Source organism: Rhodococcus sp. 15-2388-1-1a, assembly GCF_002259145.1.
Classification (GTDB): Bacteria; Actinomycetota; Actinomycetes; order Mycobacteriales; family Mycobacteriaceae; genus Rhodococcoides.
The window spans coordinates 877,175-890,664 of the sequence record NZ_NPFP01000008.1; the positions used below are offsets into that span (position 1 = coordinate 877,175).

At 62.3% G+C, this 13,490-nt stretch carries 14 protein-coding genes; 10 read left to right on the forward strand and 4 right to left on the reverse strand.

All coding sequences use genetic code 11. The features are described 5' to 3' along the window. Window positions 1-7: 7 nt before the first annotated feature. From CH302_RS08460 to CH302_RS08495, 8 genes are all read left to right on the forward strand, one after another. Window positions 8-874, forward strand: coding sequence for a transporter substrate-binding domain-containing protein (locus tag CH302_RS08460; protein ID WP_082323572.1), 867 nt, complete (start codon window positions 8-10; stop codon window positions 872-874). A 34-nt stretch (window positions 875-908) separates the two neighbouring features. Continuing rightward, window positions 909-1,556 carry an amino acid ABC transporter permease gene (locus CH302_RS08465; RefSeq protein WP_037189213.1) on the forward strand — a complete coding sequence of 216 codons (648 nt, stop codon included), beginning with the start codon at window positions 909-911 and terminating at the stop codon, window positions 1,554-1,556. Then, window positions 1,556-2,353 carry an amino acid ABC transporter permease gene (locus CH302_RS08470; protein WP_037189212.1) on the forward strand — a complete coding sequence of 266 codons (798 nt, stop codon included), beginning with the start codon at window positions 1,556-1,558 and terminating at the stop codon, window positions 2,351-2,353. Before CH302_RS08465 ends, CH302_RS08470 begins: the two co-directional genes overlap by 1 nt. Window positions 2,354-2,421: 68 nt before the next feature. Beyond that, window positions 2,422-3,144 (forward strand): amino acid ABC transporter ATP-binding protein, encoded by a 723-nt coding sequence (locus CH302_RS08475; RefSeq protein ID WP_037189953.1) that lies wholly within the window; start codon window positions 2,422-2,424, stop codon window positions 3,142-3,144. 38 nt (window positions 3,145-3,182) lie between these two features. Beyond that, a complete protein-coding gene (gene manD, locus CH302_RS08480; protein ID WP_037189211.1) occupies window positions 3,183-4,400 on the forward strand; it encodes a D-mannonate dehydratase ManD in 1,218 nt (405 codons plus the stop codon). Further along, complete coding sequence (locus CH302_RS08485; protein WP_052047472.1) at window positions 4,397-5,896, forward strand: mannitol dehydrogenase family protein; 1,500 nt, start codon at window positions 4,397-4,399, stop codon at window positions 5,894-5,896. The genes manD and CH302_RS08485 overlap by 4 nt, the downstream gene beginning before the upstream one ends. Next, on the forward strand, window positions 5,893-6,540 hold the full coding sequence (locus CH302_RS08490) for a bifunctional 4-hydroxy-2-oxoglutarate aldolase/2-dehydro-3-deoxy-phosphogluconate aldolase (RefSeq protein WP_037189210.1): 648 nt from the start codon (window positions 5,893-5,895) through the stop codon (window positions 6,538-6,540). Before CH302_RS08485 ends, CH302_RS08490 begins: the two co-directional genes overlap by 4 nt. Then, entirely contained in the window at window positions 6,537-7,505 is a 969-nt protein-coding gene (locus CH302_RS08495) for a sugar kinase (RefSeq protein WP_230596203.1), read from the forward strand. The genes CH302_RS08490 and CH302_RS08495 overlap by 4 nt, the downstream gene beginning before the upstream one ends. Window positions 7,506-7,564: 59 nt before the next feature. Here CH302_RS08495 and CH302_RS08500 read toward each other — a convergent pair whose 3' ends face one another. The 4 genes from CH302_RS08500 to CH302_RS08515 form a co-directional block, all read right to left on the reverse strand. Beyond that, on the reverse strand, window positions 7,565-8,296 hold the full coding sequence (locus CH302_RS08500; RefSeq protein ID WP_303396302.1) for an amino acid ABC transporter ATP-binding protein: 732 nt from the start codon (window positions 8,294-8,296) through the stop codon (window positions 7,565-7,567). 53 nt (window positions 8,297-8,349) lie between these two features. Then, window positions 8,350-9,090 (reverse strand): amino acid ABC transporter permease, encoded by a 741-nt coding sequence (locus tag CH302_RS08505; protein ID WP_037189209.1) that lies wholly within the window; start codon window positions 9,088-9,090, stop codon window positions 8,350-8,352. A gap of 30 nt (window positions 9,091-9,120) precedes the next feature. After that, the gene (locus CH302_RS08510; protein ID WP_037189208.1) at window positions 9,121-9,981 is read right to left on the reverse strand and encodes an ABC transporter substrate-binding protein; all 861 of its coding nucleotides are present in this window, start codon (window positions 9,979-9,981) and stop codon (window positions 9,121-9,123) included. 228 nt (window positions 9,982-10,209) lie between these two features. After that, window positions 10,210-11,214, reverse strand: a complete 1,005-nt coding sequence (locus CH302_RS08515) for a LacI family DNA-binding transcriptional regulator (RefSeq protein WP_037189949.1) — start codon at window positions 11,212-11,214, stop codon at window positions 10,210-10,212. Window positions 11,215-11,386: 172 nt separating this feature from the next. Here CH302_RS08515 and CH302_RS08520 point away from each other — a divergent pair, with 172 nt between their 5' ends. Next, window positions 11,387-12,349 carry a dihydrodipicolinate synthase family protein gene (locus CH302_RS08520; protein WP_037189207.1) on the forward strand — a complete coding sequence of 321 codons (963 nt, stop codon included), beginning with the start codon at window positions 11,387-11,389 and terminating at the stop codon, window positions 12,347-12,349. Next, window positions 12,339-13,487 carry an NAD(P)/FAD-dependent oxidoreductase gene (locus CH302_RS08525; protein ID WP_037189206.1) on the forward strand — a complete coding sequence of 383 codons (1,149 nt, stop codon included), beginning with the start codon at window positions 12,339-12,341 and terminating at the stop codon, window positions 13,485-13,487. The genes CH302_RS08520 and CH302_RS08525 overlap by 11 nt, the downstream gene beginning before the upstream one ends. Window positions 13,488-13,490 lie beyond the last annotated feature (3 nt).

Genomic DNA, 13,490 nt, shown 5'->3' on the forward strand with positions numbered 1-13,490 from the left:
AACAATCATGTTTCATCGATCGAAGTGTGCCGTTTTCACGGCTGCCGTGGTCACGATTCTCGGGATGACCGCGTGCGGTAGCTCGACCGTGGACCGTCCCAATGATTTTCCCGAGGGCTCGACCATGGCCGAGTTGGCGGCGGCACCGAAAATCAAGGTGGGCGCGTCACCGAACCAACCTGGTTTGGCCGAGCTGAACCTTCAGCACGACTGGGAAGGGTTCAACATCGATCTGGCGGTGTTGCTCGTCGAATCCTTGGGCGTGTCCAGCGATGACATCGAATGGGTTCACACCACCGCCGCCAACCGAATTCCCTTTCTGAAGCAGGGGAAGGTGGACCTGTTCGCCACAGCCCTAGCCATCACTCCAGCGCGCGAAGAGGCCATCTCGATCTCCGGACCTTACCTCGACACGGCCCCTCAGTTGATGGTCAGAAAGGACGACGCCGAACGCATCAAGTCGCTCCAGGATGTTCCTGCAGGCACCAAAGTGTGTGTGCTACAGGGCAGCCAGGGACAACCACGCGTGGCGGAGTTCATCCCGCAGGCGGAGATCTCCGAGTTCAACACTCTGACGAACTGCGTCCGGGCACTCGAACAAGGCACCGTCGATGCCATCGACTCGACCGCACCGCTGCTTGCGGGATTCGTGGTCGACAAACCGGACGAGTTCGCTCTTGCGCCCATGACGTACGGCGACGGTGAGAAGTGGGGTATCGGTTTGGCCGACGATCGCAGCGACCTGTGCGAGTACTTCAACGAACAGCTGACGCAGGCTTTCGACGACGGCACCATCGAGGAACTCTGGGACCGCCATATGGGTGCCTCCGGCCTGAAGGCCCCAGTCGCCCCCGAATCCATGACCAGCTGCTGATGCCCGGACCGATTCGGGAAAGGACCTACTCGACATGAACGCAATCATCGACAATATCGACGTCTTCTGGGAAGGGTTCGTCAATACCGTTCTCCTGGTGGTGATCTCGGGACTGATGTCCATGGCGGCCGGATTGGTGCTCGCGTCTTTCGCGATCTCGCCCATCCCGCTACTACAGAGAATCAGCGGCATCTATGTCGGACTCATGCGGAACATTCCCGCCGCAGCGCATCTGTTCTTCACCATCTTCATACTCCCCCTGCTCGGCGTACGTCTGTCGTTCTTCGCACTTGCCACCATCGGCATCACGTTGTACTTCTCGGCCTACTACTGCGACGCAGTCCGTTCCGGTATCAATGCCATCGGCCAGGGCCAACTCGAAGCATCACGCGCCATCGGGCTACGCAAGGCGCAGACGCTTCGGTTGATCGTGTTGCCTCAAGGACTACGTAACTCCGTTCCACCACTGATCAATACGACGATCGCACTCGTCAAGGTGACCGCAATTGCCGGCGTCTTCGGCGTGACCGAATTGTTCGGCGCAATGCTGCAACTCATCAATACCAACGATTCGGCCGTGATCGCACTGATGCTGTTCACCGCACTGCTGTACTCGGCAATAACTGTTCCGGCCGGACTTCTCGCGGCCGCCGTGGAACGAAAGGTTGCGTTCACTTCCTGATGACTACAACACTTTTCGAGCAACCAGGACCAAGGGAACGGCGCCGGATCCGGGCGTGGACCGCAGGCGGGGCCATCCCCATCGTCGCGGTGGTCGCCCTGGCGGCAATAGTCCTGAACAACGCGGACCTGTTCGACCCCGAGATATGGTCGGTACTCGGTCGCGCCGACCTCGCCGCGGCGCTGCTCCGCGGTGTACTCGCCACCCTGCAGGTCGCCCTGTTCACGGTGGTGCTGTCACTGTTCTTCGGTCTGCTGCTCGCGCTTGCGCAGATGTCGTCGAATCCGATGGTCAATGTCCCTGCCCGGATCTGGGTTCAGACACTGCGCGGACTGCCGGAACTGCTCCTGGTCTTCTTCATCTACCTGGGTGTGCCGGCGGCCACCGGTTTCAACATCAGCACCTTCTGGGCGTTGGTCATCGGACTCGTACTCTGGGAGAGCACGTCCATGGCCGAGGTGTTCCGCGGTGGATTCCACGCCCTCCCTCGCGGCCAGAGCGAAGCTGCGATGGCAGTGGGGCTGCGCACCGTCAAGACGCTCCGATTTGTCCTACTCCCCCAGGTCGTACGGCAGATTCTGCCCAGTCTCGTCAGCGAGATGGTGCGCGTCACCAAAGCGTCGTCGCTCGGTTTCGTGATCGGCTACACCGATCTGCTGCTCACTGGAGAACTCGCGATCGAATATCTCGGCGGAGAGTACGCAGCACCGGTCTTCGCCGCCGTGGCTGCTCTGTACGTGCTGCTGTGCCTCATTCTGGGTCGACTGTCGAACATATTGAGTGAAAGGCTTCACTGACAATGACTTTCGTAGAACACAAGGGTTCCGATCATGAGCAAGGTGCATCCTTGCGGGAGGCCGGAACGATGATTTCGGTCAAAGGAGTTCAGAAGTGGTTCGGCAGCCATCAGGCGTTGGCCGATATAGATCTCGAGGTCTCGACCGGTGAGGTCGTCGTCATTCTGGGGCCCTCCGGTTCCGGCAAGTCGACCCTGTGTCGAACCATGAATCGATTGGAGCCGATCGACGGTGGCGTCATCGAGATCGACGGTGTGCCGCTGCCCGAGGAGAGCGCCGAACTCGCCCGGCTGCGCTCGGAAGTCGGAATGGTGTTTCAACAGTTCAACCTGTTCGCACACATGACGGTACTCGAGAACGTCATGCTCGGTCCGGTTCAAGCTCGAGGCGTCGACGCCGGTGAAGCCCGTACGCACGCAATGGATCTCCTCACCCGTGTCGGAGTCGAATCTCAAGCAGACAAACGCCCCGCTCAGCTCTCGGGTGGCCAGCAACAACGTGTCGCCATAGCGCGGGCTCTCGCGATGAACCCCAAGGTGATGCTGTTCGACGAACCGACGTCGGCTCTCGATCCCGAGATGATCAAGGAGGTCCTCGACGTCATCGTCGAACTGACCAAGGGAGGCATGACGATGGTGGTGGTCACGCACGAGATGAAATTCGCGCAGACCGCTGCCGATCGGATCATCTTCATGGCAGACGGGAGAATCGTCGAAGAGAGCACGCCCGACGTGTTCTTCACGGACTGCAAGACCGATCGAGCACGCGAGTTTCTCGCCAAAGTGCTCTGACATCTCACCCGCATCACTGAAATGAGCCTTCTCACAATATGACTCGAAAAATAGTCGACGCCCGCGTCATCGTCACCAGTCCTGGACGAAACTACGTCACTCTGAAGTTGACGACCGACGACGGTCTGATCGGGTGGGGCGATGCCACGGTCAACGGCCGGGAGCTCGCTGTTGCCAGTTACCTTCGCGATCATCTCGCGCCGTTCTTGATCGGTCGCGACGCCGAGCGCATCGAGGACACCTGGCAGTACCTCTACCGTGGTGCCTACTGGCGTCGCGGACCGGTCACGATGGCCGCCATCGGGGCGGTGGATCTGGCCCTGTGGGACATCAAGGGCAAAGCCGCCGACATGCCGGTCTATCAGCTCCTCGGTGGTGCTGCGCGCGACCGTGTTCTGACCTACACGCACGCCACCGGTTGGGACCTGCCCGAGCTTCTCGAATCGGTGAACAAGCGCCGAGACGAGGGGTTCCGTGCTGTCCGTGTGCAATTCGGCGTCCCCGGTCTGGACAAGGTGTACGGCGTCACTCGAGGTTCGGCAAGTTACGAACCCGCGGGGCGCGGCGTCGGCCCTGTCGAAGAGCAGTGGGACACCGCCGCGTACCTCCGACACGCGCCGGACGTGTTGGCGGCCGTACGCGAGGCGGTCGGACCCGAGTTGCACCTGCTGCACGACGTCCACCATCGGCTCAATCCCACCGAGGCAGCGCGACTCGGCAAAGCCCTCGAAGCGGTGAACCTGTTCTGGCTCGAAGACGTGATGCCCGCCGAGAATCAACAGCTGCTCCGCACGGTCCGGGCGCACACGACGGTTCCACTGGCGATCGGCGAGGTGTTCAACACCGTCTGGGACTGCCAGCAGTTGATCACCGAGCGCCTCATCGACTACATCAGGACTGCAATCGTGCACGCGGGTGGCATTTCGCACGTCCGCAAGATATTCGCTCTCGCAGAGATCTTTCAGGTCATGGGTGCGCCGCACGGTCCGTCGGATGTGTCTCCGATCAACCTGTCCGCGTCGTTGCACCTGGGTCTGGCCACCACCAATTTCGCGATACAGGAATTCATGGGTTATCCCGAACAGGTCTCCGAGGTGTTCCGCCCGAGCTACACCTACGACGACGGCTACCTACATCCAGGCGATGCACCCGGCCTCGGCGTCGAGGTGGACGAGGCTGCCGCCGAACGCTTTCCGTACGAACGCGCGTATCTGCCGGTCGCACGTAATCTCGACGGTTCGGTGAAGGACTGGTGACGATCATTCGCACTCCGTTGCCCCGTTTGTCGGCTGCCACGGCCCCACCGTCGTCAACGGGTAGAAACCGTCCACCGGAACAAGGCATCGTCCACCTCGGTCTCGGTAACTTCCACCGGGCGCATCAAGCCGTGTACACCGAGGCAGCACTCGCGCATCAGGACAGTGCCTGGGGCATCCTGGGCGTCGCAAGTAGATCCGGAACGGTAGCCGATGCCTTGCGCGCGCAGGACCTGAGGTACTCGGTGGCGGAAATCTCGCCCGCGGGCGCGACCTACAGCGTTCCTTCGGTTCATACCGGCGCGCTTGTGGCCGCTCGGGAACCGGACGACGTCGTCGCTGCGCTCTCGGATCGGACCACGAAGATCGTGTCCTTGACTGTCACCGAGAACGGGTACACGTACAGCCCTGCCACCAAGGGTCTGCAACTCGACCACCCGGATATCGCTCATGATCTTGCCGGCGGTGCTCCGAGATCCACCATCGGCCTGATCGTCCGAGGTTTGCAGGGGCGCGTCGCGCACAACACGCCTGTGACGGTCCTGAGCTGCGACAACCTGAACAACAACGGTGAGCACACTCGAAGACTGGTGCTGGAGTTCGCAGCCCAGCTGCCGGGCTCCGAATCAGGTGAGCTCTCGACGTGGATCGAGCAGAACGTGGCGTTTCCCTCCACGATGGTCGACCGAATAGTCCCCGCCACCACCGACGCTCATCGGTCGAACCTGGCGCGCGACATGGGTTTCGAGGACTCGATACCCGTGGCTGCCGAACCGTTCAGCATGTGGATTCTGGAGGACAACTTTGCCGCCGGTCGGCCGGCGTGGGAAGCCGGCGGTGCAGTGTTCTCGGACCAAGTCGGCCGGTACGAACAGCTGAAAGTACGACTGTTGAACGGAACTCATTCGCTCATAGCGTATTTGGGTGCCCTGTCGGGCGCGGCGACGATACCGGAGTCGGTTGCACAGAGCTTCGTCGATCGGGCCGCGCACACGATACTGCGGGACGAGTATCTACCGAGCGTGGACGTTCCCGATGGCATAGATCCTGACCTGTACGAGGAACAACTGTTCGTCAGATGGAGCAACACGGCGTTGGGGCACCGCACGCAGCAGGTGGGGTCCGACGGTTCGGTCAAACTGCGAGAACGTATTCCGGAACCAGCGATGATGCTCCGTGACGCCGGGCGGACTCCCCACTTGATGGCTTTGACCACAGCGGCGTACTTGACCTGCCTGGCCCCGATCGACGGCTTCGATCCAGGACCTCATGCGACCGCCATGCAGGATCCGGCGCGAGGATGGCTTTCCCAGCTTGCATCGCGCAGCACATCCGGTACGCAGATGGCGAAGGGCGCGCTCACCGACCGGCGGTTGCTCGGTGACGACATCGCCGACTGGGTCCCGTTCGTCGAACGAACCGGCGAGTTGATCGATGTCATCGTCGGACACGGAATCGACGCAGCGACGTCCGAAGCATTGAAAGGTGATCGATGAACCGCAGGAGCGAGCCGTCGGCGCTACTTCGCGAGACCCGCGTCGTAGCTGTCCTACGTGCGAAATCTGCCACCGAGTACGCGCCGGTCGTGGAGGCACTGATCGCCGGTGGGGTTGTGAGCATCGAACTGACCCTGAGCACCCACGGCGTCATCGAAGAGCTGCCGAACCTACTGCAGCGATTCGGTCCAGACGCCGAACTCGGCGTGGGCACCGTGACAACACCCGCCCAGGCGAGCGAGGCCATCGATGCAGGGGCCGCGTACCTGGTCACACCGATCACCGAGACACCGATCATCGACATCGCGATCGATCGAGGGGTGCCGGTGTTTCCGGGCGGGTTGACTCCCACCGAACTACATCGCGGTTGGACGGCAGGTGCCACCGCAGTGAAGGTCTTCCCTGCATCGAAGGTCGGCGCTGGCTATGTCGCCGACCTGCGTGGACCATTTCCCGATATCGAAGTCATTCCCTCGGGAGGAGTGGGCATCGCCGAAGCGGCCGCGTGGATTCGAGCAGGCGCGGTGGCGGTGAGCATGGGCGGGCCACTGCTCGGTGACGCGTTCTCCGGTGGAGACATCCGTGAATTGACAAGGCGTGCCGAAGAAATACGCCGTGTCGTGGATGAGGCGGCGGCACTGTGAGGTCTCGACTGTCCACTCCCTACGTCGTGACCTTCGGCGAAACCATGGCGCTGTTCCGCAGCGAACATCCAGGACCGTTCGCCCATGCCGGAAACGTGGCCGTGGGAATCGGCGGAGCCGAGTCCAACGTCGCGATCGGACTGCAACGCCTGGGTACTTCGGCGGTCTGGTGCAGCAGGCTCGGCTCCGATGCACCGGGTGAGTTGGTACGCAGAGAGATCAGAGCCGAGGGCGTCCACGTCGTCGCGCCCGAGGACTGCACTGCTCCTACCGGCGTCATGGTCAAAGAACTCAGAACGCCCACCATGCAGCGGGTGACCTACTATCGCGCACACAGCGCGGCATCACGGATCACCCCCGACGACGTCGACTCCGACATCGTGTCGGGCGCAGCCCTGTTGCACGTCACCGGGATAACTCCTGCCCTGTCTGCGCAAGCCTCCGAGACCTGGCGTCAGGTGATCGCTCGGACTCGCGACAGCGGTGTGCGCGTGTCATTCGACGTGAACTATCGCAGCGCTCTCTGGTCGAGCGACGTTGCTGCCCAGGTCTATCGAGACATACTCCCCTTCGTCGACGTCGTGTTCGCGGGCGAGGACGAAGCTGCACTCGTGCTCGGGCCCGCTCACGCCGACGACCCGGAGTCACTGGCCCGAGGGCTCGCCGAGTTCGGCCCCTCGCAGGTGGTCATCAAGCGCGGCGCCGACGGTGCCCACGCGATCATCGATGGCGAGACCTACCGACAGGATGCGATCTCGATCGATCCCGTCGACACCGTAGGAGCGGGCGATGCATTCGTCGCGGGCTACCTCGCCGAGTTGATCGACGGCCACGATGCCGCACAGCGGCTGCGCACCGCCGTGCGGACCGGAGCCTTCGCATGTCTGGCCCGTGGGGACTGGGAGGGGTTACCGCGACGACGTGAGCTCGAGCTGCTCGAGGGGTGCGAACCCGTCATCCGATGAACGGGTGATCGACGGTCGAGCAGTTCCTCGTTGTCGGCTTCCACGCGACTGCACAACCGTCAGAGAATGCGACTCAAGAATTGTTGTGTACGAGCGTTTTTGGGACTGTCGAAGAACTCGCCGGGAGGTGCCTCTTCCACGATCTTCCCGTCGCTCATGAAGACGACCCTGTCTGCGGCCGCTTTCGCGAAGCCCATTTCGTGGCTCACCACCACCATCGTCATGCCCTCGTCGCGCAGCCGAAGCATGACGTCGAGCACCTCGTTGACCATCTCGGGATCGAGGGCAGACGTGGGCTCGTCGAACAGCATCACTTCGGGCTTCATCGCCAACGCTCGGGCGATCGCCACGCGTTGCTGCTGTCCACCGGACAGTTGCGACGGGTAGTTCTCCCCCTTGTCCGCAAGGCCGACGAGGTCGAGCAGTTCCTGAGCTTGCCTGCGCGCCTTGTCCTTCTGCGTGCCGAGGACATGACGTGGACCCGATGCGACGTTGTCCAGCGCCGTCATCATGGGAAACAGGTTGAAGCTCTGGAACACCATTCCTGTGTGGTGCCGCTGCTTGGCGATCTGCGCCTCCGACAGCGGCGTTCGCTTGGCCCCTTCCGAGAAGCCCATCATCTCGCCGCATACTCGGACGGTCCCGGATTCGATCGTTTCGAGACAGTTGAGCGTGCGTAGCAAGGTGCTCTTTCCACTTCCCGACGGCCCGAGGAGCAGGACCACTTCCCCCTTGTCCACCGTGAAATCGATGTCGTCGAGGACGACGAGATCGTTGTAGGCCTTTGTCATATTCCTGACCTCGACCATCGTCGTGGTCTTCGTGGTCGCAGATGTCGCACTCGTCATCGGTTCACGGCCTCGGCTTTCATCGCGCTGTCGTCGATCGTCGGACTCGACGGGCCGCCCTTACGGCGGTAATTGCGGTCGTATCCACGCCCTACTCGTACTTCGATCATCTTCTGAATCAACCCCCACAGAGTCGTCAGCACCAGGAAGTACAACGCTGCCGCGCAGAGCCCTTCCAGCACTCGGAAATTCACCTGCACCAAGAACTGTGTGCGTCGCAGCAATTCCTGTACGGAAATGACCGACACCAGAGTTGTGGTCTTGAGCAACCCGTTGAAGCTGTTGCCGAGTGGAGGAATCATCACCCGCAGCGCCTGTGGAAGAACCACCACGCGGAAGACCTTCGTGGGTGACATGCCCAGGGCCCGTGCCGCTTCCGTCTGTCCGGTGGGAACCGACAGCAATCCGGAACGGACTATTTCCGACAGGTATGCGGCTTCGTTGAGAACCAGGCCCACGAGTGCCGCCTCGATCACACCCAGTTTGATGCCGACCTGAGGCAGTCCGGTGTAGATGATCACCAGCTGCACCAGTAGAGGCGTGCCGCGCATCAGCCACACGTAGAACCCGGCGACTATCCGCAGGGGCACGAGCTTGGATGATCGCGCGGAGGCCACCACCACTGCGAGAGCGAGTCCGAGGATCATGCTGACCACGGTGAGCCAGATCGTGACCCACGCGCCTTCGAGCAGCTGAGTGCTCGTCAGGATGGAGAAGAATGCGTCCCAGGACCACATGGGGGTGCCTTTCGACTTGCGTTGGTCGGATCAGCTGTCGAGAGGACCGGTGCTGACGGCAATGTCGCCGTCGTATCCGGTGACGTCGTACTGCTCGAACAGCTCGGGCAGATATCCATCGCTCCTCATCTCCGACAGCACTCGCGCCACCTCAGCGGAGGATTTGCTGCCCTTGGCGAATCCCATTGCCAGGGGTGCCTCGTTGATTCCACCGACGGCTGTCTCGAAGCGTCCGTCTTCCTGGTAGAACGACGTGACCGACTCGACGATGGAGGTGCCGTCGAGCTGTCCCGCCGAAAGCGCCTGATAGGCATCGGCATTGGTTTTGAACGTCTGCACCGTCAGCGCCGGCTTTCCCTCGGCCGCAAATTGCTCGGCCATGGCGGTCAGCGTGTCGAATTCGTATCCGGGCGCTTCGACCCCGATGGTCTTGCCCGCCAGGTCGTCCACGCTGGAGATCGATTCGGGGTTGCCCGACGGCACCGAGATCGAGACTGCCTGCACCTCGTACGGAACGAGATCGATGGTCTCGGCACGTGCAGGCGTGTAGAACATGCCGGTGTCGATCATGTCCCAGCGGCCGGCCTGCACACCGGGAATCTGTGCCTCGAACTCGATGTTGACGAACTTCGGCGTCAGACACAGGCGCTTGGCGATCTCCTTACCGAGGTCGACGCGCATGCCGATCACGTCGCCGTTCGGATCGACGTACTGCATCGGCGGAAGAGTCGCGTTGGTGGCCATCGTCAGTACGCCTTCTTCGGCGAGGTCCGAAGCACCGAGCGTGGGTGTGCAATCCGTCGGCGCGGCTGCGGAATCGTCCGAGGAACTACAGGCAGTGAGGCCGGCCACCACAACAGCGATAGCGGCGAGTCCTGTTAACTTGCGCATTGAGCGAGCCTTTCGATATCGACTGCAGCACTACACGTTCGAGGACGGGGCGGCAGCGATGATGACGGAGTGATTCGAGAAGGGCCGATCCTTTGGGATCGATTGCATCAAGCGTCGCAGACGAATTCGGAGGCGTCAACGCGGTTAACACTGCCGACACGCGGTACATCAACTGTTAACCGTTCGCACGTGATCGCGCTCCCCGTTCCTGCGATCCGAGAACGTCGATCACAGTGCGGCACACGACGCTCGCTCCACCAGACGAGCACCGATTCGATACGTACGCCCGTCGGGTTCGAGTGAGTCCTTGATCTGCTGGAACAACAAGTCCATGGCCACGTTGGCCAATTGGGCCGCGCCGTTGTCGACGACTGTGATTGCCGGCTGCCACATCGCGAGCCACGGCATGTCCTCGTGGCAGATCATCGACAACTCGTCCGGTACCGACACACCTCTGCCGACGAGCGTGGGCAGGATGCCGAAGACAGCCTCGTGGTTGGCCGCGTACAGAGCAGTCATTGCCTGGGGTGCATCCAGTAACGAGTTGATCGCTTCGGCACCGAATTCCGTGGTGAACGGACCTTTCCGTACGATCGTCTCGTCGACCGGAACACCTGCGTCGGCCAGCGCCAGTCGATAACCCTCGTAGCGCTCACGTCCGGACGTCGCATCCTCGTTTCCACCGATATAGCCGATACGACTGTGCCCGAGCTCGATCAGATGCGCTGTCGCATCGCGAGCACCCGTGACGTCGTCTGCCAGCACCGTCGACGCCGAACTCCCCTTTACCGAACGGATCAGGTTGACCACCGCGCGGCCCTGCTCCAGAAGCGCATTCGACGCCGCCGCACTTCGACCGCTGCCGATCACGATGGTTCCGTCGACGCCGTGCTCGCCCAGCATGGCCAGTACGTCGTCCTCGCGCGCCGGATCGGCATCGGTGATGCAGAGCAGGACCTGAAATCCGCTGGCTGCCGCCCTCTTCTGGACGACCTCGGCGACAGTGTGAAACGTCGCGTTGAGCAGGTTGTTCATGACCAGACCGATCAAGTGCGACCTGTTCGAGCGCAGCGCGCTCGCAGCCCTGTTCGGCCGATACCCGAGAACGCGGGCCGCATCCTCGACCGCTGCCCGTGTCTCCGCGGAGATCAGTGACGATCCACTCAATGCGCGTGATGCCGTGCTGCGCGAAACCCCAGCAGCGCTCGCAACGTCGATCAAGGTGACCGCCATCGGTTCTCCGTTCTCTTGCTTCACGCCTCGGACAAACATATTCGACCGTGGTTGCGTTACAAGTACGTTTCCGGCTTGACGACTCGACCACCCCGAAGGCAGTCTATGCAATCGATCCCACAAATGCGGGTACGACGCGTCGTCGATCGTCCCGAGCCCGAAAGGCACTCCCATGAATCGCGATGATGTCGCGTGGTCCGGTTACTGGCCCGCTGCCCCCACACCGTTCACGCAGTCGGGTGACGTCGACACCGAGGCAATTTTCGACCTGATGAATCTCTACGCGCAGACGGGTGTTCACGGTGTACTCGTGAACGGCAGCACAGGCGAATGGTTCAGCCAGAGCGACCACGAACGAAAGACCGTCGCGGAAGCGTCGATCGATGCAGTCGCAGGCCGCTTCCCTGTTGTGATCGGTGTCAGTGCGTACACAGCTGCGCAGTCCTCCGCGCTCGCGAAGCACGCTGCTTCCGCCGGCGCGGACGGCATACTGGCGACGCCTCCGCCCTACGTACACACCTCGGCGGAAGAGACCTATCAGTACTACCGAAGCGTCAGCACCGCAACATCGTTGCCGTTCATGGCCTACAACTGGCCACGAGGCGTTGCGGTCGACATGGGGACCTCACCCGACCTGTTCTCTCGACTGGCCGACCTGGAGAACGTCGTCGCGATCAAAGACAGCACCGGTGATTGGCTCGCCATGCTCGACACCGTCGAGGCCGTGTCCGATCGCGTCCGTGTATTCGGGAGTTTCCTGCATCGACGCGGCCTTGCCACGCTGCTCGAACTGGGCGGGGACGGCAACATCGACGGCGGCGGGGTAGGCGCTCCCTTCGCGGTGCCGTTCTACGAGGCCGTCGCTGCACGTGACGCCGAGACCGCACGCATGTGGGTCGATCGTTATCGCGCGTTCTCGGGCCGGCTCATCGCCTCGGACTACAGCGGCGTGTACGCCTCCCCCATCCCCCAACTGAAGGCCGTGATGAACCTTCTCGGCCAGCCGGGAGGCACCGTGCGCGAACCGTTACTGCCGGTCACCGACGCCGACACGCTTGCCGCGCTGCAATCGGTCATCGTCGAATCGGGTATCGACGATGCCTACGCGACCGTAGGAGCCGTTCATGCGGTCTGAGGTCGACGTCGTTGTCATCGGAGCCGGAATCGTCGGTGCAGCAACGGCTCTCGCCCTCACCCGCGCGGGATCCCGCGTTGCTGTGCTCGATCGCACCCTACCCAACACCGCCGGCTCCGGTACGACTGCAGGCAACCTGCACATCCAGACCATTCACACGCGCAGGCCTGGGCAGGGCACAGCCGTCGACGTCGAACAACTGCTTCCACTGCAGAAGTCGACGAGCACGCTGTGGAACACACTGGACGAGACGGTGCCCGGTCTCGGGCTGAACCGGTGCGGCGGGTTCATGGTGGCCGAAACCGAGGAGCAGGTCCACGCCCTCATCGCGAAGCACCGATGGGAACGAGCTGCGGGGATCCCGACGGAGGTACTGAGCGGCGACGAGGCTCGGCAGGCGCTACCGTTGCTCGGCCCGAGCATTCAGGCCGCAACCTGGTGTCCGTGGGACGGATTCGCCGAACCCGACCTCGCCGGTCCTGCCCTGTTGCAGCAGGCCGCGGCCGAAGGAGCGTCTGTACATCCGTCGACACCGGTCACCGGATTGACCCGCGACGGTGATGTCTGGACAGTAACTACCAACGGTGGAACGTGGATTGCACCCGTGGTGATAGACGTTGCAGGGCCGTGGATGGCTCCGATCGCGGCTCTGGCAGGGGTATCGCTCGATCTCGTCCCGACCTCGTTGCAGATGCACTCGCTCGATGCCGCACCTCGGACACTCGAAGTGCTGGTACAGCACGTCGGGGAGGGAATGTCGATCAAGCAGAATCGAACGGGACGCCTCGTCCTCGGCGGCGGTTGGCCTGCAGGTGCGTTCCACGACAGCGAGACGGCCCCGAGCAGATCCGACAGCACCACAGGAAACCTGGAGCAGGTCCGACGGCTTCTGCCTGCGCTGGGCCACAATGCGCTTCTCGATACCTGGACCGGGCCCGTGGTCACCACACCCGACGAAATGCCGGTCATCGGCGAACTCGCCGGAACCCCGGGACTTTTCGTGGCAGGCGGCACCTACTCCTTCACGTTCGCCCCGTTGTGGGGACACATCCTCACCGAGCTGGTGCACGGTAGAAAACCAGAACTCGATATCTCGGCGTTCTCCCCCGACCGCCTCGTCCACCTCCCTACCCACTGAAAG

Coding starts and splice junctions, on each gene's coding strand:
- CH302_RS08460 (WP_082323572.1), top strand. CDS start 8: ATGTTTCATCGATCGAAGTGTGCCGTTTTCACGGCTGCCGTGGTCACG.
- CH302_RS08465 (WP_037189213.1), top strand. CDS start 909: ATGAACGCAATCATCGACAATATCGACGTCTTCTGGGAAGGGTTCGTC.
- CH302_RS08470 (WP_037189212.1), top strand. CDS start 1,556: ATGACTACAACACTTTTCGAGCAACCAGGACCAAGGGAACGGCGCCGG.
- CH302_RS08475 (WP_037189953.1), top strand. CDS start 2,422: ATGATTTCGGTCAAAGGAGTTCAGAAGTGGTTCGGCAGCCATCAGGCG.
- manD (WP_037189211.1), top strand. CDS start 3,183: ATGACTCGAAAAATAGTCGACGCCCGCGTCATCGTCACCAGTCCTGGA.
- CH302_RS08490 (WP_037189210.1), top strand. CDS start 5,893: ATGAACCGCAGGAGCGAGCCGTCGGCGCTACTTCGCGAGACCCGCGTC.
- CH302_RS08500 (WP_303396302.1), bottom strand. CDS start 8,296: ATGACAAAGGCCTACAACGATCTCGTCGTCCTCGACGACATCGATTTC.
- CH302_RS08505 (WP_037189209.1), bottom strand. CDS start 9,090: ATGTGGTCCTGGGACGCATTCTTCTCCATCCTGACGAGCACTCAGCTG.
- CH302_RS08510 (WP_037189208.1), bottom strand. CDS start 9,981: ATGCGCAAGTTAACAGGACTCGCCGCTATCGCTGTTGTGGTGGCCGGC.
- CH302_RS08515 (WP_037189949.1), bottom strand. CDS start 11,214: ATGGCGGTCACCTTGATCGACGTTGCGAGCGCTGCTGGGGTTTCGCGC.
- CH302_RS08520 (WP_037189207.1), top strand. CDS start 11,387: ATGAATCGCGATGATGTCGCGTGGTCCGGTTACTGGCCCGCTGCCCCC.
- CH302_RS08525 (WP_037189206.1), top strand. CDS start 12,339: ATGCGGTCTGAGGTCGACGTCGTTGTCATCGGAGCCGGAATCGTCGGT.